This is a genomic window from Serratia sp. Tan611, assembly GCF_905188235.1.
In the GTDB taxonomy this organism is placed as follows: domain Bacteria; phylum Pseudomonadota; class Gammaproteobacteria; order Enterobacterales; family Enterobacteriaceae; genus Serratia_B; species Serratia_B rhizosphaerae.
On sequence record NZ_LR994655.1, the window covers coordinates 1,454,780 to 1,478,082 of the forward strand.

Sequence of the window (23,303 nt, forward strand, 5' to 3'; positions counted from 1 at the left end):
GAGGAAAGATGATGGCGGAGCAGGATTTTGGCGGTGCAAAGATCGCGCTGCTGCATCAGGGACAGGTGCTGGTCTACCGGCGCGACTGCCGTGACGATATACCGTGGCCCGGCCAGTGGGATCTGCCCGGCGGCGGGCGCGAAGGGGCGGAGACGCCGCTGCAGTGCGTGCAGCGGGAAACCTACGAGGAGTTCGGCCTGACGATCGCCGCCGCCCAGGTGCGCGAGCAGCGTCGTTATTCCGGACGGCAACCGGGGGACGCGGCCACCTGGTTTATGCTGGGCGATCTCAGCGCGCGGCAGATCGCCGCCGTGCGCTTTGGCGATGAAGGCCAGTATTGGCGCATGATGCCGATAGAGGAATTTATTCACCACCCGCAGGGGATTGCCCATCTGCGTCAGCGGCTGGCGGCGCTGCTTGCCGCTCGTACTCGCTGACGCGGGCGACCAGCGCTGCGATCTGCCGGTCGGAAAACACCTCAATGCCCTGTTGCCGCAGCAGGGCGGCGGTAACCCCGCTGCCGGGTTTGCTTTGGCCGCTGAAGCTGCCGTCGTAGATCAGCTGGCTGCCGCAGGAGGGGCTGCCGTCGGTCAGCAGCGCAAAGCGGCAATCGTGGCGGCGTGCGGTCTCCAGCGCCAGCTGCGCGCCCAGCAGGTAGGGGGCGGTAACGTCGGCACCGGTGGTTTCACGCACCTGCGCCCGCTGGGCGAGCACCGCGGCGCCGTCGGCATCGGGGCTGATTTCCGCCGCCGGACGCGGGGTGGAGAAGCCCGCCGCCAGCTCCGGACAACACACCACCAGGCGTCCCTCGCGCTGCCAGCGCGCCAGCGTGGCGTCCAGCAGCGGCTTATCGGAACCGTTATAGCGTACTTTGAAACCGGCCAGGCAGGCGCTGATTAAAATCTTCGGCGACATTCATCTTATCTCTGTGGATCGTGACGGTTGTGCGGACGACGCGCGTCCGCACGCGCGGTTTTATCCTAACAGAAGCGGCGTGACGGCGCATGCCCTGGCGCTGCGGATAACGTGAAACAGATGTACCGTTTTTGCCGTTAATTTGATGCGCTTCCGCATCGGCGCGATCGCCGTTTCAGCCGTTCATACGGGAACCATGAACGGCGTCACGAATATCAGTTTTATTACCCCGGCCGCTTGTTGTTGGAATATTAATTCCATATAAATCTTCTTTAGATTTTTTATTTCACAAGAAGGGATCGCCGAGTCGTTCGGCAGGTCAGGCGGGAGGAAGAGAGGATGAAACAGGTTCGTATCGGATTGATCGGCACCGGCTATATCGGCCGCTGCCATGCCATTGCCTATGCGCAGGCGGGCACGGTATTCCCGCTGAAAGGGGAGCTGGTGCTGGAGATGCTGGCGGAAGTGACGCCGGAGCTGGCGCGTCAGCGCGCCGCGGAGTTCGGCTTTGCACGCGCCACCGACGACTGGCGGCAGCTGGTGGCCGACCCGGCAATTGACGTGGTGGATATCTGCGCGCCGAACTTTCTGCACAAGGAGATGGCGCTGGAGGCGATTCGCCACGGCAAACACGTCTATTCAGAGAAACCGCTGGCGCTGGACGCCCGCGACGCGGCGGAAATGGTGCTGGCGGCGCGCCAGCGCGGGGTGAAAACCCTGGTGGGCTTTAACTATATGAAGAACCCCACCAGCCAGCTGGCGCGTGAAATCATCGCCAACGGCGAGATTGGCGAAGTGGTGCATTTTTACGGCACCCATAATGAGGATTATCTGGCGGATCCGCGCACGCCGATTGACTGGCACTGCCGCAAGGCCAGCGCCGGATTGGGGGCGCTGGGGGATCTGGCGGCGCATATCGTCAATATGGCGCACTATCTGGTGGGCGATATCAGCGCGGTGTCCGGTGATATGCAGACGGTGATCAAACAGCGTCCGGATCCGAACGACCCATCAAGGCTGTGCACGGTGGAGAACGAGGATCAGGCCAGCGCGCTGGTGCGCTTCGCCAATGGGGCGATGGGCACCATTGAAACTTCACGTATCGCCTGCGGCCGCAAAATGGGGCTGACCTATGTGGTGACCGGCACCAAAGGCACGCTCAGCTATACCCAGGAGCGGATGGCGGAGCTGAAGCTGTACCGCCACGACGAACCGGCGGAGCGGCAGGGGTTTAAAACCCTGCTGGTGGGGCCGAAACACCCGGACTACGCGGCCTTCTGCATCAGCGCCGGTCACGGTATCGGCTTTAACGATCAGAAAACCGTCGAGGTGCGCGATTTGGTCAACGGCATCGCCGCCGGCGATCGCATGTGGCCGGATTTTGAGGAGGGCTGGAAGGTCTCCTGCGTGCTGGACGCCATCGCCGAATCCGCCGGGCAGCGCAGCTGGGTGGAGGTGCAGGATCGGTTAAATTGCTAACTGAACAACTTGATAGCTTAATAACTTGTTAACTTATTTTGTTATCAGCTTGGCAGGCTGCCGCGTTATCAGGCCGGCAGCCTGCCCCGTCAGACAAACGGGTAATGCACGCTGTGTGGAGGGCTTAAACCGGGCGGAAATCCTCGGCGTCGACGTCATAGCCGGCCGGCTCCCAGCGGATGGCCAGCAGGGCAACCAGCCCGACCAGCGGCGCCAGGGCAATCACCCAGAACACGCCGGTGCCCAGCGCGGCGGACAGCACCGGAAACAGGAACAGCGACAGCGTGGAGCTGGCGCGCATCAGCGTCTGGTTAAAACCGACGCCGACGCCGCGCAGCGAGGTGGGGTAGCTCAGCGAGGCGAAGGTCATGCTGTGCGAACCGGGACCGAAGCCCTGGCCGAGCAGGAACAGCGCCAGCATGCCGATGGAGAAGGCCGCTTCGCCGCCGTCGTCCGGCAGGCCGACCAGCGCCAGCCCAAGCAGCGCCGCCAGCTGGCAGGCGTAGCCCAGCACCGTCATTTTCCAGGCGCCGAAGGTCGGCACCAGACGCACCGCCAGCAGGCCGCCGGCGAAGGCGAACAGCAGGTTCAGCGCCAGCGACACCAGAATGGTGCTGAGCATCGACTGCGCCAAAAAGGTGGAGAGGATCACCGGCAGGCCGAAGGCGACGGCGTTATAGGCAAAGGAAGAGGCGATGGCGATGGTGGTCGCCAGCACGGTGCGCCGCAGGTACACCCCTTTCAGCAGTTCGCCGTAGTTGCGCCAGGCCGCGCGTCTGGCCGGCGCCGCCGGCGTGCGCTCGGCCTCTTCGGCCACCTGGGCATGGATATTGTAGGAGCGGCGCAGGATGGCGGCGGCGCCCTGCAGATCGCCCTGATTGGCGGCCCACACCGGCGACTCGCTCATATAGCGGCTGCGGATGGCGATAATCAGCAGGGCGGGCACCGCGCCGAAGCCGAGGATCAGCCGCCACAACCAGTCGGTGTGGCCGTCCGGCAGCACCGCATATAGCAGCAGCACCAACAGGTAGGAAATACTGATCGCCGCATACCAGGTCGGGCACCACATGGCGATGCGCGCCGCCTTGTTGCCGCGGCCGGACAGGCGGGAGAATTCGGCCAGAAACGCCATGGCGACCGGCAGATCGATGCCGACTCCCAGCCCCATCACGAAACGCGCGCCGCCGAGCACCCACTCATTCGGCGCAAAGGCGCAGGCCAGCGCCGCCACCACAAAGAAAAACATATCGGCCATAAATACCCGGTAGCGGCCGATTTTATCGGTCAGGTAGCCGCCGATAAAGGCGCCGATAATTGCGCCGAAGGTAATGGCCGAGGCCACCAGCCCGGTGCCGGTGGGGGACAGGCTGAACTCGCGCGCCACGTCCTTGATGCCGAACGCCAGCGCGCCCAGATCGTACGCGTCGAGAAACACGCCGCCCAGCGCGATGGCGACCACGATGCGCGCATCGCTGCGTTTGGCCGCGCCGCTGTTGACCAGCCGCGAGACGTCGGCGGCATTGCGGATGGTGACGCTTGCTGCGCCGGCGCTGTCGGCGTTCCCTGCAGAAGAAGGTGCGGCAGAGGGGGCCGCTATATCTGTCGTCATAATAATAATTTTCTGATAGGCAAAGCATCGAGCTTAGCGGCGCGCACGCGGGGAAAACCAATGCTTTCTGGTTATAAGCATACAACCGGAAGATGTTGAAAAATCATCATGTTAAATAATATTTAACCGTTGACTCCGCAGGGATTAGTCAAAGCGAATCACCGCTTTGATCGCCTCGCCCGTTTGGGCGGCGTCCAGAGCCTGATTGATGGCCCCGAACGGGTAGAAGCGCAGCAGCCGGTCAAAGGGAAAATGGCCGCTGCGCCACTGCGCGATCAGATAAGGGATAAACTGTTGCGGCACGGCATCACCCTGAATCACGCTGATAATCCGCCGATCGTGAGAAAATTTCACCACGCCGCCGCCGGTCAGCAGCGCCAGCGTGCCGCCACGGCGCAGCCGCTGCCATGCCGCCTGTATGACGCCGTGTTCGCCGGTGGTGTCGATCACCGCATCCAGCGCAGGCAGCTGCGCAATCTGCCGCACGTCGCTCAGCGTTTGCGTAGCCCCCAGTTCGCCGGCGCAGGCCAGACGCTGGCGCTGATGGTCCAGCGCGACGATGGCGGCGGCGCCGCGTAGTTTTGCCGCCATCACCGCCGCCAGACCGACGGGGCCGACGCCGAGGATCAGCAGCCGCTCGCCGGCCTGCAGGTTCAGCGAATTGATCACCGTCCCGGCGCCGGTCTGCAGCCCGCAGCCGAGCGGCGCCAGGGTGGCCAGCGGCAGATCGCCTGCGACCCGCACCAGGTTGCGCTCGTTTGCCAGCGCGTGGGTGGCGAAGGCGGACTGGCCGAAGAAGTGGCCGTGCAGCGGCGGCAGATAACCGCTGCTGCCGTCCAGCCGCTGGAAGTCGAAGTTAAGCCGCCAGAAGTGTTCGCAGCCGGCCGGATGGCGGCGGAGGCAGGCGGCGCAGCGGCCGCAGGAGTGGTAGGAGAGCACCACCGCATCGCCGGGTTGCACCGCACGCACCGCGTTACCGACGCGTTCGACGATGCCGGCGCCCTCGTGGCCGAGAATTGAACCGGCGGCGACGCCGCTGCGGCAACTGAGATCGGTATGGCAGATGCCGCAACCGGCCAGACGCACCACGACCTCGTCAGCCCGCGGCGGCCGCAGGCGCAGGGGAGCAAAGCGTAAGGCGCCGCCCGGCGAAGTGGTCACGGCGGCGCGGCGTTTTCCGGTCATGGAACCTCCGCTCGTATTGACGCGCAGCGTTAAGTATAGCCCTTGCCGCAGCGCCGTTTTTTCACTTAGCTTTGCCGGTTTCGTTATTTGGCGCGCCGATCCGCCTCGCTGATACTGGGTGAAATTTTTCACTGCGAGTCGTCAGCATGCCTAAATCCGCCGGTCACCGTCACTATCTGCACGCCCGTCAGCGCCGCTGGATTCAGCGGCTGCGCCGGCAGTGGTGGTGGCGGCTGGAGCTGCCCACCTGGGGCGTCATCGTGGCGGTGTACGGCGGCTGGTTTCTGACGGCGGCGTACTGGCGCGTGCTGGGGCCGTGGCTGGCGACGCCGCTGCTGATCCTGTTCACCACCGGCTATCTGTCGCTGCAGCATGAGCTGATTCACGGCCACCCCACGCGCCGGCCATGGCTGAATCAGCTGTTCGGCCTGCTGCCGCTTGCGGTGTGGTATCCCTATGGGCTGTACCGCGACACGCATCTGCGCCATCACCGCAACCCGCACCTCACCGATCCGCGGCGCGACCCGGAAAGCTACTATTTCACCCGGGCGCAGTGGCGGCGTTTTCCCCGGCTGTTGCCGCGGCTGGCGGCGCTGCGCAACTGCCTGCCGGGGCGGATGCTGCTGTCGCCGCTGTGGGATATCGGCCTGCTGACGGCCGGCGCGCTGCGGCGCATGGCGGCGGGGGACGGCCGCACGCTGGCGATGTGGCTGCTGCATGGCGCGCTGCTGGCGTGGCTGCTGTACTGGCTGCAGCGGCAGGGCATTGCGCCGTGGTTTTATCTGCTGCTGGTCAGCTACCCGGCGCTGGCGATCGGTAAAATCCGCTCATTTTACGAACACCGAGCCGAACGCGATGCGGCGGCGCGCTCGGTGCTGAATGAGGCCGCCTGGCCCTGGCGGCTGCTTTTTCTCAATCTGAACTATCATTTAGTACATCACGATTTACCCGGGCTGCCGTGGTACGGCCTGCGCAAGGTCTATCTGGCTGAGCGCGACGCCTACCGGCGGCGCAGTCAGGGATTTGTGGTGCCGGGGTACGGCAGCTGGTTCAAACAGCATGCCGTTACGCCGCTCGACGTCGGCGTGCATCCGTTTCTGGCGGGCGCCGGCGGTAAGGGGAACCAGAACGCCGCCGGCGCTACGGCGGCAATCTTGAGCGCGCGCTGGAAGCGCGTTTTATACCCAAAATAATTCGAGTTGCAGGAAGGCGGCAAGGGAAGGAATCCCGATGAGCTGACTTTGGTCAGTGATTCGGGTGACTGAGCACAGCCAACGCACCAGCGGCTTGAAGTATGACGGGTAGAGCGGTTTTTATAAAACAGACAAGAGGACGACACCATGGCATTTCTCTCCCCGCGCGGACGCTTTCTGGCGTTGGCGCTGAGCCTGTTCACACTGGCCGGCGGCGCACAGGCGGCGGATTCGGTACGCGTCGGCTCTAAAATCGACACCGAAGGTTCGCTGCTGGGCAATATTATCGTGCAGGTGCTGGAAGCCAACGGCATCAAAACCACCAACAAACTGCAGCTGGGCACCACCAAGGTGCTGCGCGGCGCAATTACCGCCGGCGAAATTGATATTTACCCGGAATATACCGGCAACGGCGCCTTCTTCTTCGCGGATGAAAAAGATCCGGCGTGGAAAAATGCGCAGGCCGGCTTCGCCAAAGTGAAACAGCTTGATTACGACAAAAACAAACTGGTGTGGCTGGACCCGGCGCCGGCCAACAACACCTGGACCATTGCGGTGCGTCAGGACGTGGCGGCGGCCAACCAGCTGAAAACGCTGGCGGATCTGGGCAAGTGGATTAACGGCGGCGGCACGTTCAAGCTGGCGGCCTCGGCAGAGTTTATCGAGCGGCCGGACGCGCTGCCGGCGTTCCAGAAAGCCTACGGCTTTACGCTGAAGCAGGACCAGTTGCTGTCGCTGGCCGGCGGCGATACCGCGGTCACCATTAAGGCGGCGGCGGAGCAAACCTCCGGCGTGAATGCCGCCATGGCCTACGGCACCGACGGCCCGGTGGCGGCGCTGGGCCTGCAGACGCTGGCGGATCCGCAGGGTGTGCAGCCGATCTATGCGCCGGCGCCGGTGATCCGCGAAAGCGCGCTGGTACAGCATGCCGCTATCGCCACGCTGCTAAAACCGGTGTTCGCCTCGCTGGACGGCCCGACGCTGCAGCAGCTGAACGCGCAGATTGCGGTGGAAGGGCAGGACGCCAAACAGGTGGCGGCGAACTACCTGAAGGCGAAAGGCTTTGTCAAAGGCTGACAACGCGCGATGAACGAACGCGCCGGGGAGGCGCTCCTTTCTCCCCGGCGACGCGGATACACCAGGATGCCGGAGCGTTTCTTTGACTACCGTTCTAAAAAACCGCGTGCTGTTGACGCTGTTTCTGCTGTTACTTCTCGCGGCGTTTGGCCTGCCTTTCCTCAGCTATGCGCCTAACCGCCTGCTGTCCGGGCAAACTATTTCACTGCTCTCCCTGCTGCACGGTCGCGCGCTGTGGCTGCTGGCGCCGCTGCTGGCGCTGGCGGCGCTCAGTCTGCTGCCGCCGCGGCGCGTTTATGCGTTGCTGACGGTGCTGGCCGCCTCGGCGCTGCTGACGCTAAGCCTTTGGCTGAGCGGCGATGCCGCACGTCAGCTGGCGCAGAACGGCTCGGCGCTGGCGCGCACCTCCTGGAGCGGCGGCTGCTGGCTGACGCTGGCGCTGTGCCTGCTGATGGCGGCGAATGCTATGGAGCGCATCACCGCCTCACTGCTGTGGCGCATTGTCGGCAATACCCTGACGCTGGCGCCGGCGCTGTGGCTGCTGTTCAGCCAGCAGTTGGATGCGCTTTCGCTGCTGAAGGAGTACCACAACCGGCGCGAAGTGTTCGACGCCGCGCTGTGGCAGCACCTGAGCATTCTGCTGCTGACCGTGCTGCCGACGCTGGCGATTGGCGTGCCGCTCGGCGTGCTCTGTTTCCGCTCGTCGCGCTGGCAGACGCCGGTGTTCTCCACGCTCAACATTATCCAGACGGTGCCGTCGATCGCGCTGTTCGGCCTGCTGATCGCGCCGCTGGCCGGGCTGGCGGCGGCGTTCCCGTGGCTGGCGCGCCACGGCGTCAGCGGTATCGGGCTGGCGCCGGCGATCGTCGCGCTGGTGATGTATGCGCTGCTGCCGCTGGTGCGCAGCGTGACCGCCGGGCTGCAGAGCGTGCCGGCCAGCGTGATTGAGTCCGCCCGCGGCATGGGCATGACGCGCGGCCAGATCTTTGCGCGCGTGCAGCTGCCGCTGGCGTTGCCGCTGCTGCTGACCGGGGTGCGTATTCTGGCGGTGCAGACGGTGGGCATGGCGGTGGTGGCCGCGCTGATTGGTGCCGGCGGCTTCGGCGCCATCGTGTTTCAGGGGTTGCTGAGCAGCGCGCTGGATCTGGTGCTGCTCGGGGTGATCCCGGTGATCGTGATGGCGGTCGTGGTCGACTCGCTGTTTAAACTGATAATTTCAATGTTGGAAGCAACCCGCCGATGATTAACTTTGACCAGGTAAGCAAACTGTTTCAGGGCAAAGCCGCGGTGGATGATTTGTCGCTGAATATCGCCGTCGGGGAATTTACCGTGCTGATCGGCACCTCCGGCTCCGGTAAATCCACCACCCTGAAAATGATCAACCGCCTGATTGAGCACGATAAAGGCAAGATCTACTTCGCCGGTGAAGAGATCCACAAATTCAAACCGCAGGATCTGCGACGCCGTATGGGCTATGCCATTCAGTCCATCGGGCTGTTCCCCCACTGGACGGTGGAGGAGAACATCGCCACCGTGCCGCAGCTGCTGAAGTGGCCGCGGGCGCGCATCCGCGATCGGGTCACGGAGCTGATGGAGCTGCTGCATCTTGATCCGGCGCTGTTCCGCCGCCGCTATCCGCACCAGCTGTCCGGCGGGCAGCAGCAGCGGGTCGGCGTCGCCCGGGCGCTGGCGGCCGACCCCGAAGTGCTGCTGATGGATGAGCCGTTCGGCGCGCTCGACCCGGTGACCCGCGCCGCGCTGCAGGCGGAGGTGGCGCGCATTCATCAGCTTTCCGGCCGCACCATTGTGCTGGTGACGCACGATATCGACGAGGCGCTGGCGCTGGCGGACCGGGTGGTGCTGATGGACGCCGGCCGGGTGGTGCAGCAGGGCACGCCGCTGGAGATGCTGACCCGTCCGGCCAATGATTTTGTGCGCGACTTTTTCGGCCGCAGCGATCGCGGCATCAAACTGCTGGCGCTGGGCTACGTCGGCGAGCGGGTGCGTCCCGGGCAGGCCGACGGCGAACCGATCAGCACGGCGATGAGCCTGCGCGAGGCGCTGTCGGTGTTTGTCGCCCGCGGCAGCGACTGCCTGCCGGTGGTGGACGAGCAGGGGGCGGCGCGCGGCGTGCTGCATTTTCACGATCTTCTTGCCCCGCAGCAGGCCCTGTCATGAGCGGGCGTCTGCGGCGCTGGCTGCGCGACCCGCTGCCGTGGGCGACGGCGCTGCTGCTGGCGCTGGTGTTCGGCATGAACCAGCTGCACGGCCTGTTCGCCTACTGGTTTCCCGACCTGCAGCGGCCGGTCTATCAGCAGGACAGCTTTATTGCGCTGTTGCTGGCTCACCTGACGCTGGTGGGGATTTCCAGCCTGATTGCGGTGCTGATCGGCGTATCGGCCGGGGTGGCGGTCACCCGACCGGCCGGGCAGGAATTTCGTTCGCTGGTGGAAACGGCGGTAGCGGTGGGGCAGACTTTCCCGCCGGTGGCGGTGCTGGCGGTGGCGGTGCCGGTGATGGGCTTCAGCGAGCAGCCGGCGATTATTGCGCTGGTGCTGTACGGACTGTTGCCGATTCTGCAGGGCACGCTGGCCGGCATCGGCGCGGTGCCGCCCGCCGCGCGGGAAGTAGCGACCGGCGTCGGCATGAGTCCCTGGCAGGTGCTGTGGCGCGTCGAGCTGCCGCTGGCCGCGCCGGTGATCCTCGCCGGCATCCGCACCTCGGTGATCATTAATATCGGCACCGCCGCCATCGCCTCGACGGTCGGCACCAAAACCCTCGGATCGCCGATTATTATCGGCCTGAGCGGGTTTAATACCGCCTATGTGATTCAGGGCGCGCTGGTTGTGGCGTTACTGGCTATCATTGTTGATAGGGTGTTTGAACGTTGGGTAAGGCATATCCGTCATGGCTGACGCGGCGTTGGCTGTTCTGCCGCCGTGCAGACCATCAGGATAGACGGGATGGGGGAGTGGCGATGCAAGTATCTTTACCGATGTACGGCGTGACGCATCAACAGGTGGAACCGTTCTGGCGTGCGCTGCGCGCCAGGCTGCAGGCCTACGGGCTGGAAGCGCCGGAGACGCTGACGTGGCCGCAGGATTTGGCGCGGCACTGGCGGCAGCCGGACTTGCTGCTCAGCCAGACCTGCGGCTACCCGCTGGTGGCGTATCTGCCGCAGGTGCAGGTGATCGGCACCTATCACTATCGGGTCGAGGGCTGCAACGGCCCTAATTACAGCAGTTGGCTGGTGGTGCGGGAGGACGATCCCGGCGAACGGTTGGCCGACTTTCGCGGCCGCACGGCGGCGTATAACAGCACCGACTCACAGTCCGGCTATAACAGCCTGCGGGCGCTGATCGCGCCGCTGGCGCAGGACGGGCGTTTCTTCGGCAAGGCGCTGGCTTCCGGTGCGCACTATCAGTCGCTGAAGATGATCCAGCGCGGCGAGGCGGATATTGCCGCCATCGACAGCGTCAGCCTGGAACTGCTGCGCCGGGCGCAGCCGGAGGCGCTGCACGGGGTGAAAATCATCGGCCGCACCGCCTCGGTGCCGGGACTGCCGCTGATCACCGCCGCAGGCACATCGCAGGGGCAGGTGGAAATCCTGCGTGCGGCGGCCAATGAGATGGTCAGCGATCCGGCCAGCGATAGCCTGCTGATTGGTGATTTCAGCCTGGTGCCGCGGGCGGACTATCAGGTGATTGCCGAACTGGAACGGCAGGCCGCCGCTGCCGGCGTCACGACGCTGTAGGCGGCCTGACGTTTAACGATCTTGCGCGACCGGCGCCGGCGTAACGGACGGAGCGGCGCTTTCGCTGCTGGCTTCCGGCTGCGGCGTGGTGGAGCGAGTGTAGATATTCAGGCCGGCGAGGAATACGCCGCCGAGGGAACCCAGGGCACACAGGGCGATAATGATGACGAACGCTTTTTTCAGCATGGGGCGGTTTTCGCAGGTTACTTAAAACAGCGGGAGATTATAGTCCCTGCGGCGGCTTTAGTGAAATGTTAAAAGTCCGCAACGTTAGCGCGGACAGGCGGGATCGGGCGTGCCGGGCGTTTATGCGGCGTTGCGGCGCCGCGTGAGCGCCCAACTGACGGCGGGCAGGTAGACGGCCCAGCCGACGGAGAGCGCCAGCAGCAGCAGGTCCGGGGCGATCAGCGGCGTGAACGCCTTTAACTTCCAACTGAGCAGATAGCTGAGCGGCCCGGCGACCGCACCGAATAGGGCGGTCGGCCAGGCGGAGGCGCGGATAAGCTGCGTCAGCCAGCACCACCAGCAGCCGAAGGCGAGCCACAGCGCCATCATCCAGACGGGCACGCCGGTGCTGCCGCTAAACTGCAACACGCCGCTGTAACACCAGAATGCATCCATCGCAATGCCCGCCAGCGCCGCCAGCACTGCCCATTTGCGCCGCACCTGCGGGGTCAGCGCCAGCGCGGCCACGGCGCCAATCGCCAGCACCAGCGCCGCCCGGTCGCGCGCGAACAGCGCCAGCCCCCAATAGGCGCCAAAGCACAGCGTGATCAGCCAGAACCCGGCATGCAGCTTCATGGTGCGGAAAACCGTTGGTGCAAAGAGGGGGAGCGGGAGCTAAGCGGGGGCAGGTGCTGAGTGGTCATTACGTCTCCTGGTTGATGCGCGCGGCGGCGGGGCAGCGCTCAACGTAGTATAAGTAGACGTGATGGAACAATTGCTCGGTCTCCTAATTTTCCCGCACAGGGTGCGTTATAAATCAGAAATACGGTAGGCGCAGCGGCGAGAGCCAGCCAGGACGTGCTCGATACGCTCCACCTGCGCCTGCAGCACCTCACGGAAAATACTGAGTTCGGCGCGGCAAAAACCTTGACATACGCTGGCGGCGGCGCAAATCGGGCAGTGGTTTTCCACCAGCTGATAGCTGCCGTCTTCCAGCGTGCACCATTCGGCCATATAGCCTTCGTGGCAGCGCACCTTCGCCAGACGCGCGACGCGCTCCTGCAGGGTGACGGCGCCGATCATCGCCTGTTTATAGTTGATGCGCGTCTCTTGCTCGCGGCTTTCTATCAGTACGTCAAGCGCCTGCTCCCCGAGCTTGTCGCGCACGGTGCGCAGCAGTTGCACCGTCAGTTCAGGGTGCGAGTCCGGGAACTGGGCGTTGCCGGCGGGGGTCAGGTGCCACAGCTGCACCGGGCGGCCGACGCCGCGGGTTTCGGCACGTGCCTCCACCAGGCCTTCTTTAGCCAGCTTAACAAACTGTTGACGCGCCGCTTCACCGGTGGTGCCCAGCACTTTGCCGGCCTCGGTGGCCTGTTGCGGGCCGCGGGTTTTCAATAGCTTCAGTAAACGGTCGCTGACAGATTGTGCGGTGCACTCGCCATTTTCCAAGCTTATTCTTGACATATTTCTCCGCCTTGCCCTTAATTATTCCAAGATAACGCTTGTTAAATTTAACGCAATCTCACCCTCAACTCAATGCCTATACTCTGAAAACAGGACGCTGAACGTGATAACTGGTGCTAAAAGTGGCTGGCGAGACTTGTTCTCCGGCAAAAATGCAGCGAGTGCGACTGCGTTGTCATTGGGGGTGGCGCTCCATGCGATTAACATTCTGGTAGCGACCACCATTTTACCGTCGGTGGTGCAGGATATCGGCGGGCTGAATCTGTATGCCTGGAACACCACGCTGTTTGTTGTGGCGTCGATTATCGGTTCCACCCTGTCGGCGCGCCTGCTCAGCGGGTATGGCGCACGTCACGCCTACCTGACGGCATCGCTGTTTTTCATGTTTGGCGCGCTGCTGTGCGCGCTGGCGCCGTCGATGCCGGTGATGTTGATCGGCCGGACGGTGCAGGGGTTTGGCGGCGGGATGCTGTTTGCGCTGTCCTACGCGATGATCAATCTGGTGTTTCCGCCGTCATTGTGGCCGCGCGCTATGGCGCTGATTTCCGCCATGTGGGGAATTGCCACGCTGATCGGCCCGGCGATCGGCGGGATTTTTGCCGAGCTGCACGCCTGGCGCTGGGCGTTTGGCATGTTGTTGCCGATCATGGGGGCGTATACGGCGTTCACCTTCATGATTCTGCCCAAAGGCAAAGCGCAACTGGCGGCGACGCCGCTGCCGCTGGCGCAGCTGGGACTGCTGGCGGCGTCGGTGCTGATCGTTTCCGCCGGCAGCCTGGCGGACAGCCTGTGGCTCAACGGCGGCGGTATGGGGTTGGCGCTGTTGCTGATGGTATGGCTGCTACGGCGTGAAAAACACGCCCGAGCCCGGCTGTTGCCGCATGGCGCGCTGCGGCGCGGTTCAACGCAGGCGTCGCTGTACCTTACCGTGTCGTTATTGGTGATCGGCATGACCAGCGATATTTTTGTCCCGTATTTTCTGCAGATCCTGCACGGGCAGTCGCCGCTGAGTTCCGGTTATATTACGGCGACGATCGCGGCCGGCTGGACGCTGTCGGAGATCGTCAGTTCCGGCTGGCGAGGCGCAGGCATCCGCCGGGCGATCGTCAGCGGGCCGCTGTTGGTGCTGTTGGGGTTGCTGGGGCTGATGCTGTTTATGCCGACGCCTTCCGGCGGTGGCTGGGCGGCGCTGGCACCGCTGATCGCGTTGTTAACGCTGCTGGGGTTTGGCATCGGCATCGGCTGGCCGCATCTGCTAACGCGTATCCTGCAAACCGCGCCGGCGTCGGACAAAGATATTGCCGGCGCGGCGATCACCACGGTGCAGCTGTTTGCCACGGCGTTTGGCGCGGCATTGGCCGGCATGATCGCCAATCTGGCCGGTCTGAACGCGTCGGGCGGCGTTGAAGGCGTCAGCGCCGCCGCTCGCTGGCTGTTCCTGCTGTTTGCCATTGCGCCGCTGACGGCGATCTATTACGCCTGGCGCTGTGCCTATCCCGGTGTGACAGCGGACGAGGCCGTTGCCAATCCGGAGGCGGATGAGTGTACGGATGAAAGAGAGCCGGCGGCCGGAAAATAAAAAAGCCGGGCGCAGCCGGCCCGGCAAAGTAACGCTGGAAATCAACTGGCCGCAGCCACAAGAGACGCAGTGGTGGTTACGTGCGTTTAGAACTGATACACCAGGCCGACGGCGACCACGTCGTCGTCTGACAGGCCCAGTTTATTGTCGCTGTCGAGCTGGTTGATTTTATAATCCACATAGGTGGACATGTTTTTATTGAAATAATAATAGGCGCCGACGTCGATATATTTCACCAGATCGGCATCGCCGATATTTTCAATATCTTTGCCTTTCGACTGGACATAGCCAATGGACGGGCGCAGGCCGAAGTCGAATTGATATTGCGCCACCACTTCAAAGCCCTGCGCCTTATTGGCGAAGCCTTTTATCGACGTGCTGTTCTGGTTAATGGTCGCGGTGCCGGAAATTGGCACGATATTACGGCTTTCTGAATAGGTGGCCGCCAGGTAAAGATTATTGTTGTCATATTTGACGCCGGCCGCCCAAATATCCGCTTTATCGCCTTTACCGTAATCACCCAGCTTTTGCGCGCTGGTGCGGTTGGAAGAGGCGTAGGCGGCGCCGACGCTCAGGCCGTCAGTTACTTCGTAGCTGGATGACAGGCCCCAGCCGTCGCCGTTGGCCTTGCTGGCCGCACGGTCGTCGTTCTCATTTTTGCCCTGGTACTGGACGGCGAATTTCAGCCCGTCCACCAAACCGAAGAAGTCGTTGTTACGGTAGGTGGCGACGCCGTTGGTGCGGCCGTTCATAAAGTTGTCGGTCTTGATATAGGCATCGTCGCCGAACTCCGGCAGCATATCGGTCCAGGCGCCGACGTCGTAGATAATGCCGTAGTTACGGCCGTAGTCGACGGAGCCGTAATCGCCGAACTTCAGGCCGGCGAAGCCGAGGCGGGTTTTGGTATCCTTGCTGCCTTCAGATTCGGCGTGGTTGACGGCGACGTGGTATTCCCACTGGCCGTAACCTGTCAGTTGGTCATTAATTTGCGTCGAGCCTTTAAAGCCAAAACGGACGTAAGATTTATCCCCGTCGCTGTCGGCGTCGTCGGAAAAATAGTGCAATCCTTTTACTTTGCCGTACAGATCCAGTTTATTGCCGTCTTTATTATAAATTTCTGCTGCGTAAGTCGAAGGTGCAATGAAAAGCGCCGGAATAATAACGGCGAGAAGATGACGTTTCATAATTGTCCCTGCTTTTTTTGAATGAAAAGGCTATCACCAGTATTTATGACTGTTATTTAGTCGGCTGCCGGAATGATTGCAGCGCAGATTTTTTACCAAGGTTGTGTGATGCATTTATGACAAAATATTTATATTTGTGCTGAGTGATGAAAAACCGAACGGGAAAGGCGGGGGCGGCTGGTCTACAGTTAAACCTAGCGCGGCCGCATGTTCTCTCTGCAGTGACGGCGCGCGCGAAACAGCCTAATCGGCCTGCGTAAGCGCAGCGGATGCGCCCTGATCCCTGCCGTTACGGAGGAGTTATGCGTGATACATACACCTTGCTCGGCGGCCGCGGCTGCGGTTCGACCATCGTCGCCGCCGCGCTGGAGCTGACCGGCTTTCCCTGGGGCTATGAAGAGGTGGACTACGCGGCGGACAGCCCGGAGCGCGAGCGTCTGCTGCGGCTCAATCCGCTGGGGGAAGTGCCCACCCTGATTCTGCCCAATAATGAAGTGATGACCGAGAGTGCGGCGATCGTGCTGCTGCTGCATGCGCGCGCGCCCCATGCGGAACTGGCGCCGGAGGCGGGCGCGGCGACGCTGCCGCGTTTTTTACGCTGGCTGATGTTTATCAACAGCGCGATTTACCCGACCTTCACCTATGGCGACCACCCGGAGACCTGGCTGCCGAAGACCCGCCACCCGGAGCGGCTGGAGGAGGCGATCGCCCCGCGCCGCGAACAGCTGTGGCTGCAGTGCGCCGCAGCCGCCAGCGACGCCGGGCCGTGGTTTCTCGGCCGCACCTTCAGCGCGCTGGATTTGTACATCGCCGTGATGTGCAACTGGCGGCCCGGCCGCCGCTGGTTCCTGCAGCACTGCCCGCAGCTGACCGCCATCGCCGGTCGGGTGGAGCAGTTGCCGCTGCTGAATGCGCTGTTCCAGGCGCATTTCGACCATGTTGCGCCGCTGGAATAATGCGCGGCGCAGCGCAAAGCGGACGATGCGTTGCTTCGCCGTGCTGACGGCGCGCGTCGTCTGTGGGACAATAGCGCCATCATTTCGTTTAGATAAGAGTTGAATGGCGCTCACCTCCGCAGTAAAAGATCAGATCGGCAAGTGGTACAAAGCCCTGCAGCAGCAAATACCGGACTTTATTTCCCGCGCACCGCAACGGCAGATGATTGCCGAAGTCGCCAAGACGCTGGCGGGCGATTATTCGCGCCATCTGGCGATTGAAGCGCCGACCGGCGTCGGCAAGACGCTGTCGTACCTGATTCCCGGCATCGCCGTCGGGCGCGACGAAGGCAAACCGCTGGTGGTCAGCACCGCCAACGTGGCGCTGCAGGACCAGATTTACAGTAAAGACCTGCCGCTGCTGAAGAAAATCATCCCGGACTTAAAGTTTACCGGCGCGTTCGGCCGCCGGCGCTACGTCTGCCCGCGCAACCTGGCGGCGATGGGCACCGACGTCGCCGAGCAGGGCGATCTGATGCTGTATCTCGACGAGGATGAGCTGGCGCCCTCCAACGGCGAAGAGCAGGCGTTGTGCCAGAAACTGTCCAAATCCCTGGCCCGCCACGAGTGGGACGGCCTGCGCGACCACTATTCGCTGTCGATTGACGACACGCTGTGGAGCAAGCTGAGCACCGACAAGGCCAACTGTCTGGGGCGTAACTGCCACTATATTCGCGAGTGCCCGTTTTACCTGGCGCGCAAAGAGATTGAGAGCGCCGACGTGGTGGTCGCCAACCACGCGCTGGTGATGGCGGCGCTGGAGAGCGAATCGGTACTGCCTAATCCCAAAGAGCTGCTGCTGGTGCTGGACGAGGGCCACCACCTGCCGGAGGTGGCGCGCGACGCGCTGGAGATGGAAGGGGAAATCACCGCGCTGTCCGCCAACCTGCAGCTGGATATGATCGTGCGGCAGGTGGAGCTGTGCATGACCCAGTACCGGCCGAAGAACCCGCCGGGGCTGGCGAACATCGAACGGCTGAAAAACCACTGCGAGGAGCTGCGCGAGCTGATGCAGGGCTTTGAGCATCAGGTAAGCGCTTACCTACCGGGAGACGGCGCGGCGGCGGAGCACCGCTTTGAGATGGGCGCGCTGCCGCCGGAGATGGTGGAGAGCTGCGCGCGGCTGTTCAAACTGACCGACGGGCTGCGCGGGCTGGCGGAGTTTATCCTCAATGACCTGAGCGAACAGACCGGCAAGCACGATATTGTGCGCCTGCACCGCACGATTCTGCAGATGAGCCGCACATTGGGTTATCTGGAAGCGATGAGCAAGCTGTGGAAGCTGGCGGCGATGGATAAATCCTCCAACGCGCCGATCTCCAAATGGGTCACGCGCGAGGTGCGCGATAACGTTACCCATCTGTATCTGCACTGCGTCGGCATCCGCGTCAGCGACCAGTTGGAGAAGCTGCTGTGGCGCAACGTGCCGCACGTGGTGGTGACCTCGGCGACGCTGCGCTCGCTCAACAGCTTCGCCCGTCTGCAGGAGATGAGCGGCCTGAACGAAAAGGCCGGCGACCGCTTTGAGGTGCTCTCCTCGCCGTTCAACCACGTCGAGCAGGGCAAAATCGTGATTCCCGCCATGCAGTTTGAACCGTCGATGGCTAATGAAGCGCAGCATCTGGAAGAGATGGCGCGCTGCTTCCGCGCCGAAGTGGCCGGCGGGCAGCACAAAGGGATGCTGATTCTGTTCAGCAGCAACCGGGCGATGCAGACCTTCCTTAGCTACGTCACCGATTTACGGCTGATGCTGCTGGTGCAGGGCGATCAGCCGCGCTACCGGCTGGTGGAAGAGCACCGCAAGCGGGTGGAGAAGGGCGTGGCCAGCGTGCTGGTGGGGTTGCAGTCTTTCGCCGAAGGGCTGGATCTGAAGGGCGAACTGCTGACGCAGGTGCATATTCACAAAATCGCCTTCCCGCCGATCGACAGCCCGGTGATCCTCACCGAAGGCGAGTGGCTGAAAACCCTGAAGCGCTATCCGTTTGAAGTGCAGAGCCTGCCCAGCGCCTCGTTTAACCTGATCCAGCAGGTCGGCCGGCTGATCCGCAGCAATCAGTGCCATGGAGAAATCATGATTTACGACCGCCGCCTGCTGACGAAAAACTACGGCTCACGCCTGCTGGCGGCGCTGCTGGTGTTCCCCATTGAACAGCGGGCGGTGCCGGAGGCCGACAAGGCGCATCTGGCGGCGCTGAAATCGGCCGCCGACGCGGCCAAAAAAGAGAAAAAGAAGGGCAATCCGTTCACCCGCCGTCGCCGCCGTTAAACGGCCAGCGGCGGCAGGCGGCGCTTCACCGGCGTGGTTTTTACAATCGAGGTATTGCTCTGCGCCTGCTCGGCCAGCCGATCCAGGATCTGGTCGAGCTGCTCCAGCGAGCGCGTCGCCAGCCGCACGATAAAGCAGTCCTCACCGGTTACCTTGTCGCACTCCACCACCTCCGGGATGGCGGCAATCATCTGTTCCACCTTCTTCAGCATGCCCGGCAGCGGCTTGAGGCGCACCAGCGACTGAAAACTGTAGCCCAGCGCCTGCAGATTCACGTTCAGGGTGTAGCCCTGAATCACGCCGCTCTCCTCCAACCGCCGCAACCGTTCTGAGGTGCTCGGCGAAGACAGCCCCACTTTGGCGCTCAGCGTTTTCAGCGACATGCGCGCATCCTCCGCCAGCAGCGCCAGAATTTGGTGATCGATAATATCCATAGCAACCTTGTTAGGTAAGTAATGTATTCAGCCTTTAATAAAAAGGAAGTTAAGCATATCTGCCTGATTTTGGCTATGGAGCGCAGCGGCAAAAGGTTGCAAGCTAATGCAATCACTGACGCAGGGGATACAGACGATGAAGGCAGAGATAAAACGCGGTTCGCTGGAGATGGTGGCAGCGATGCTGATTTCCGGTTCGATTGGCTGGTTTGTGCTGATGTCCGGCCAGCCGGTGATTAACGTGGTGTTCTGGCGCTGCGCCATCGGCGCGCTGGCGCTGTTGCTGGTGTGCGGCCTGCTCGGACAGCTGCGTGCGCCGGGGCTGCGGCGGGCGACGCTGCTGATTGCCGTTGCCGGCGGCATGGCGCTGGTGGTGAACTGGCTGCTGCTGTTCAGCGCCTACCGCTATGCGTCGATCTCCATCGCGACGGCGGTGTATAACACCCAGCCGTTTATGTTGGTGGGGCTGGGGGCGCTGTTTCTGGGGGAAAGGCTGACGGCGCGCAAGCTGCTGTGGCTGGCGCTGGCCTTTGCCGGCATGATGCTGGTGGTGCTGGCGCAGCCGCAGCAGGCGGGCGCGGGCGGCCAGTATCTGTGGGGGATTTTGCTGGCGCTGGGGGCGGCGTTTTTCTATGCGCTGACGGCGCTGGCAGCCAAGCGCCTGACCGGTACGCCGCCGCAGTTGATCGTGTTGATTCAGGTCAGCGTCGGCGCGCTGATGCTGCTGCCGCTGGTGGACTTCCACGCCGACGCCAGCGCCGGGCAGTGGAGCATGCTGCTGGCGCTGGGCGTGGTGCACACCGGGCTGATGTTTGTGCTGTTGTACGGCGCCATCCAGAAGCTGCCGACCCACCTGACCGGTTCGCTGTCGTTTATCTACCCGGTCGCCGCCATGCTGGTGGACCGCTGGGCCTTTGCGCACCAGCTGTCGCTGGCGCAGCTGGCCGGCGCGGCGCTGATTCTGCTGGCCGCCGCCGGGATGAACCTGCTGGGCGAACGCCGTCGGCCGCAGCCTGCGGCTGAAAAATGCGGTATTGCGCACGCCGAAACTGGAAAAACGCCGTCGCTGAGGTAGATTAATAACTTGCTCATTTGGCTAACCTTATTGGGAACATCATGATCGACATCTCTACCTTAGCGCTGTTTTCCGCCGCCAGTCTGGCGCTGACCGTCACCCCCGGGCCGGATATGCTGCTTATCGCCTCGCGCAGCATCAGCCAGGGGCGACGCGCCGGCTTCGCCTCACTGGCGGGGATTCAGCTTGGCACCTATTGCCACGCTCTGGCGGCGGCGCTGGGGCTGTCGCAGCTGTTTGTCGTCATGCCGCTGGCCTATGACGCGGTGCGCGTGATGGGGGCCGCCTATCTGCTGTATCTGGCGTGGAAAACGCTGCGTTCGGGCGGCAGTCTGCAGGCTTCCGCCGGTCTGGCGCCGGTGGCGGTCGGACGCATCTTCCGTCAGGGGCTGTGGACCAATATTCTTAACCCCAAGATGGCGCTGTTTGTGCTGGCGCTGTTCCCGCAGTTTATCAACCCGCAGGCCGGCTCGGTGGTGGTGCAGATGCTGGTGCTGGCGACGGTGCTGAATCTGGTGGGGCTGGCGGTCAACGGCGGCGTGATTATGCTGGTCAGCGGCATGAAGAACCGTTTCGCAGGCCGCTGTATCAACGCGCGCTGGCCGAACTATCTGCTGAGCGGAGTGTTCGCCGCGCTGGCGTGCAAGCTGCTGCTGTCCAGCCGGCAGTCGTGAGGGAAGGCCTCCGTTTACGGGGGCCGTAATTGCTGCCGGTGGAACAGGGCGGTGGCAGGTTAAGGATGACAGATGATGGACAAAAAACCGGACAACGCCGATATCGGCCAGCAAGTTTTTGATTGGTACGATGCGAAGTGGAACCTGCGCACGCCTTTCAGTAAGAAGAAACCGCTGACGTCAGACACCAGCCTGTCGACGGGCAAGTATCCCTGGATCTGGGAGGATGGCCTGGAAATCATGGAAGAGTATTTTGAGTTGTTCAATGTTGACAGTTCAGGGTTTAACTTTATGCGCTATTGGCCGCAGGAGATCGGCGTAACCTCCGCCGTGCTTGGCTGGCTCTGCCCCCGAAGTAAGAAAAGAAAATACCAAGAGCCTGAAGCGCTGACTATTGCCATGATGATGGAGTCTGCTAGGGCGGGGCGGTGGTTGTATGGGTGATTGGGTGTATCTGATAGGCGCCTCTGTTGGTATGAAATCTGATTCGAAAGTCGGTTTGGTGCCACAGCGGAAGTTGTATAGAGTGATCATATGTTGATCAATAGAAAGTGGGCCAAGTTGCGCAATTTGAAGTTGCGGTAATGGGCAGTACTCATTAATTAATAATCACTTTATAGAGCATAGCCACTTGGCTTATTATTTCGGTATTCTAGCTTTATAACTTCCTTACCAAGGATGAAATATGTACGACAATGAATTAAAAGAATTTGCACGAGAGCAAGAGAAAAAGTTGATCAACGCCCTGAAAAATACCAGGGAACACTTAGGCACCAATTTTGAAGCAAGAAATCGAGATGACTATCAGCGGGATTACGCGCGCATTCTGTATTCATCATCATTTCGCAGATTACAGGGAAAGATGCAGCTCTTTGAAGTCGATCCTGAAAAATTCAACAGAAATAGATTAACGCACAGTCTTGAGGTAGCGCAAATCGCCAGGAGTATCGCATCAGACCTCGAATTGGTTCATCCCGTGGTGGTTGAGCTGGCAGCCCTAGCGCATGATATCGGCAATCCCCCATTCGGTCATTCAGGTGAAAAACTGCTTAACGAGCTTTCTAAGGATATTGGCGGTTACGAAGGAAACGCACAGGCGCTACGCATCCTGAGGAGGCTTGAAAAAAAATATGCAGACTGCAGCGGGTTGAATCTGACTCACCGGAGCTTGCTTTCGGTTATTAAGTATCCAAATACCCGTTCCATTGCTGACAAATTCATTTATGATGACGACTTTAATTTTTACACTCATCTGCTTGCTAAAAGCCAGCTTGATCTGAAACCTGGAGAGAAAACTATTGATGCACAAATAATGGATCTTGCGGATGAAATTGCTTATGCAGCACATGACCTAGAAGATGCTCTGAGCAGAAACATGGTCACGATAGAAGACATTGAGTATGAGTTTCTGATTTCTGAAAAATTCCAGGGCGCGTTGGACCAGTTCAGGAAAATTGTCAGTAAGTCGAAAGAAACAGCTTTTCAGGCAATTTCACTCAAGACCTCAGAAGAGTTTGCAATGATTTTCCGCAAGGAGTTGACCTCCAACATTGTTAATCACCTAGTTACAGACATTTCTGTAGTAAAGAACAAGAATGGCTTTTATGAGCTTGGATTCGGAAAACTGAAAGAGTTATCTGAAGGTCTAAAAAAACTTCTTTTTAGAGTCATTATGCGAAAACGCAATATACTCACCTATGAGTTCAGAGGAAATGTGATAATCAAAGATTTATATGTATTCTACAACAAAGATAATAATTATAAATTCCTCTCCCCCGAACTTAAGTTTTCCTTACCCAAGGAGGAAACTGATGAATTTGAGGCCAAGAAAAAGCGAGCGGTGGTTGACTATATATCAGGCATGATGGACACGTTTGCTATAAAAGAATGGGAAACGCATTGTCTAAAGTAATACAATTAGTTACCGGAGGCGCGAATACTGTCAGCGACACTGATATAAGATCGTAAAGAGGTCATTGTCTGTGTTGTTGACAAAACCAAGAATCTCCGGGTAATCCAACTTCTGTTGGACAATAAGAAACAGGAAAGCACAGTCCGTTATCTGGGCATGGAAGTTGCTGATGCGTTAGATCTCTGAGTCTATTGAAGTTTAAGGTTGTCAGAGGTGCAACAGCGGCTCTATGCCATAAGCGGACATTGCTAATCTGCTAGTGTATGGAGCAATAGGAACTGGTTACAGGAAAATTTGCTTTAAATTGCTTAATATTCTGGTCATCGGTTATGAAAAATTTCAG

At 61.2% G+C, this 23,303-nt stretch carries 23 protein-coding genes; 15 read left to right on the top strand and 8 right to left on the bottom strand.

Annotation, left to right across the window (positions count from 1 at the left end; genetic code table 11):
* Window positions 1–11 precede the first annotated feature (11 nt).
* A complete protein-coding gene (locus TAN611_RS06905) occupies window positions 12–437 on the top strand; it encodes an NUDIX hydrolase (protein WP_105233238.1) in 426 nt (141 codons plus the stop codon).
* On the opposite strand, the gene TAN611_RS06910 is transcribed toward TAN611_RS06905, so the two are convergent.
* A complete protein-coding gene (locus TAN611_RS06910; protein WP_160027772.1) occupies window positions 364–915 on the bottom strand; it encodes a DUF523 domain-containing protein in 552 nt (183 codons plus the stop codon). The genes TAN611_RS06905 and TAN611_RS06910 overlap by 74 nt on opposite strands.
* 339 nt (window positions 916–1,254) lie before the next feature.
* Between TAN611_RS06910 and TAN611_RS06915 the strand changes: the two genes are divergently transcribed.
* The gene (locus TAN611_RS06915; protein ID WP_111737508.1) at window positions 1,255–2,394 is read left to right on the top strand and encodes a Gfo/Idh/MocA family protein; all 1,140 of its coding nucleotides are present in this window, start codon (window positions 1,255–1,257) and stop codon (window positions 2,392–2,394) included.
* Between the two features lie 124 nt (window positions 2,395–2,518).
* Here the strand turns inward: TAN611_RS06915 and TAN611_RS06920 are convergent, their stop codons facing one another.
* The gene (locus tag TAN611_RS06920; RefSeq protein ID WP_105230293.1) at window positions 2,519–4,003 is read right to left on the bottom strand and encodes an MFS transporter; all 1,485 of its coding nucleotides are present in this window, start codon (window positions 4,001–4,003) and stop codon (window positions 2,519–2,521) included.
* Between the two features lie 144 nt (window positions 4,004–4,147).
* On the bottom strand, window positions 4,148–5,188 hold the full coding sequence (locus TAN611_RS06925; RefSeq protein WP_203067430.1) for an NAD(P)-dependent alcohol dehydrogenase: 1,041 nt from the start codon (window positions 5,186–5,188) through the stop codon (window positions 4,148–4,150).
* 146 nt (window positions 5,189–5,334) lie between these two features.
* On the opposite strand from TAN611_RS06925, the gene TAN611_RS06930 reads away from it, so the two are divergent.
* The 6 genes from TAN611_RS06930 (at window position 5,335) to TAN611_RS06955 (ending at window position 11,212) form a co-directional block, all read left to right on the top strand.
* Window positions 5,335–6,381, top strand: coding sequence for a fatty acid desaturase (locus TAN611_RS06930; protein WP_111737506.1), 1,047 nt, complete (start codon window positions 5,335–5,337; stop codon window positions 6,379–6,381).
* Window positions 6,382–6,528: 147 nt separating this feature from the next.
* Window positions 6,529–7,458 (top strand): ABC transporter substrate-binding protein, encoded by a 930-nt coding sequence (locus TAN611_RS06935; protein WP_111737505.1) that lies wholly within the window; start codon window positions 6,529–6,531, stop codon window positions 7,456–7,458.
* An 82-nt stretch (window positions 7,459–7,540) separates the two neighbouring features.
* The gene (locus TAN611_RS06940) at window positions 7,541–8,701 is read left to right on the top strand and encodes an ABC transporter permease (protein ID WP_203067431.1); all 1,161 of its coding nucleotides are present in this window, start codon (window positions 7,541–7,543) and stop codon (window positions 8,699–8,701) included.
* Window positions 8,698–9,636 carry an ABC transporter ATP-binding protein gene (locus TAN611_RS06945; protein ID WP_203067432.1) on the top strand — a complete coding sequence of 313 codons (939 nt, stop codon included), beginning with the start codon at window positions 8,698–8,700 and terminating at the stop codon, window positions 9,634–9,636. The genes TAN611_RS06940 and TAN611_RS06945 overlap by 4 nt, the downstream gene beginning before the upstream one ends.
* Window positions 9,633–10,373, top strand: coding sequence for an ABC transporter permease (locus TAN611_RS06950; RefSeq protein WP_105230299.1), 741 nt, complete (start codon window positions 9,633–9,635; stop codon window positions 10,371–10,373). Before TAN611_RS06945 ends, TAN611_RS06950 begins: the two co-directional genes overlap by 4 nt.
* A gap of 62 nt (window positions 10,374–10,435) precedes the next feature.
* Window positions 10,436–11,212 carry a phosphate/phosphite/phosphonate ABC transporter substrate-binding protein gene (locus TAN611_RS06955; protein WP_105230300.1) on the top strand — a complete coding sequence of 259 codons (777 nt, stop codon included), beginning with the start codon at window positions 10,436–10,438 and terminating at the stop codon, window positions 11,210–11,212.
* 12 nt (window positions 11,213–11,224) lie between these two features.
* Here TAN611_RS06955 and TAN611_RS06960 read toward each other — a convergent pair whose 3' ends face one another.
* From TAN611_RS06960 to TAN611_RS06970, 3 genes are all read right to left on the bottom strand, one after another.
* On the bottom strand, window positions 11,225–11,398 hold the full coding sequence (locus TAN611_RS06960; RefSeq protein ID WP_172606301.1) for a hypothetical protein: 174 nt from the start codon (window positions 11,396–11,398) through the stop codon (window positions 11,225–11,227).
* A 120-nt stretch (window positions 11,399–11,518) separates the two neighbouring features.
* On the bottom strand, window positions 11,519–12,013 hold the full coding sequence (locus TAN611_RS06965; protein WP_203067433.1) for a DUF2878 domain-containing protein: 495 nt from the start codon (window positions 12,011–12,013) through the stop codon (window positions 11,519–11,521).
* 174 nt (window positions 12,014–12,187) lie between these two features.
* Window positions 12,188–12,841 carry a metalloregulator ArsR/SmtB family transcription factor gene (locus tag TAN611_RS06970; RefSeq protein ID WP_105230302.1) on the bottom strand — a complete coding sequence of 218 codons (654 nt, stop codon included), beginning with the start codon at window positions 12,839–12,841 and terminating at the stop codon, window positions 12,188–12,190.
* A 103-nt stretch (window positions 12,842–12,944) separates the two neighbouring features.
* Between TAN611_RS06970 and TAN611_RS06975 the strand changes: the two genes are divergently transcribed.
* Window positions 12,945–14,420, top strand: coding sequence for an MFS transporter (locus TAN611_RS06975; protein ID WP_203067434.1), 1,476 nt, complete (start codon window positions 12,945–12,947; stop codon window positions 14,418–14,420).
* Between the two features lie 86 nt (window positions 14,421–14,506).
* Here the strand turns inward: TAN611_RS06975 and ompC are convergent, their stop codons facing one another.
* Entirely contained in the window at window positions 14,507–15,604 is a 1,098-nt protein-coding gene (ompC, locus tag TAN611_RS06980; protein WP_203067435.1) for a porin OmpC, read from the bottom strand.
* Between the two features lie 302 nt (window positions 15,605–15,906).
* Here ompC and TAN611_RS06985 point away from each other — a divergent pair, with 302 nt between their 5' ends.
* Window positions 15,907–16,560, top strand: a complete 654-nt coding sequence (locus TAN611_RS06985) for a glutathione S-transferase family protein (protein WP_203067436.1) — start codon at window positions 15,907–15,909, stop codon at window positions 16,558–16,560.
* 103 nt (window positions 16,561–16,663) lie between these two features.
* Window positions 16,664–18,865, top strand: coding sequence for an ATP-dependent DNA helicase DinG (dinG, locus tag TAN611_RS06990; RefSeq protein ID WP_203067437.1), 2,202 nt, complete (start codon window positions 16,664–16,666; stop codon window positions 18,863–18,865).
* Here dinG and TAN611_RS06995 read toward each other — a convergent pair.
* Window positions 18,862–19,299, bottom strand: a complete 438-nt coding sequence (locus tag TAN611_RS06995; RefSeq protein WP_105230307.1) for an Lrp/AsnC family transcriptional regulator — start codon at window positions 19,297–19,299, stop codon at window positions 18,862–18,864. The genes dinG and TAN611_RS06995 overlap by 4 nt on opposite strands.
* Before the next feature lie 136 nt (window positions 19,300–19,435).
* Here TAN611_RS06995 and TAN611_RS07000 point away from each other — a divergent pair, with 136 nt between their 5' ends.
* The 4 genes from TAN611_RS07000 (at window position 19,436) to TAN611_RS07015 (ending at window position 22,960) form a co-directional block, all read left to right on the top strand.
* Window positions 19,436–20,374, top strand: coding sequence for a DMT family transporter (locus TAN611_RS07000; RefSeq protein WP_111737499.1), 939 nt, complete (start codon window positions 19,436–19,438; stop codon window positions 20,372–20,374).
* 41 nt (window positions 20,375–20,415) lie between these two features.
* Window positions 20,416–21,048, top strand: coding sequence for a LysE family translocator (locus TAN611_RS07005; protein WP_105230309.1), 633 nt, complete (start codon window positions 20,416–20,418; stop codon window positions 21,046–21,048).
* Window positions 21,049–21,120: 72 nt separating this feature from the next.
* Window positions 21,121–21,492, top strand: coding sequence for a DUF1493 family protein (locus TAN611_RS07010; RefSeq protein WP_370576245.1), 372 nt, complete (start codon window positions 21,121–21,123; stop codon window positions 21,490–21,492).
* Window positions 21,493–21,733: 241 nt separating this feature from the next.
* A complete protein-coding gene (locus TAN611_RS07015) occupies window positions 21,734–22,960 on the top strand; it encodes a deoxyguanosinetriphosphate triphosphohydrolase family protein (RefSeq protein ID WP_203067438.1) in 1,227 nt (408 codons plus the stop codon).
* The last annotated feature ends 343 nt before the right edge of the window (window positions 22,961–23,303 follow it).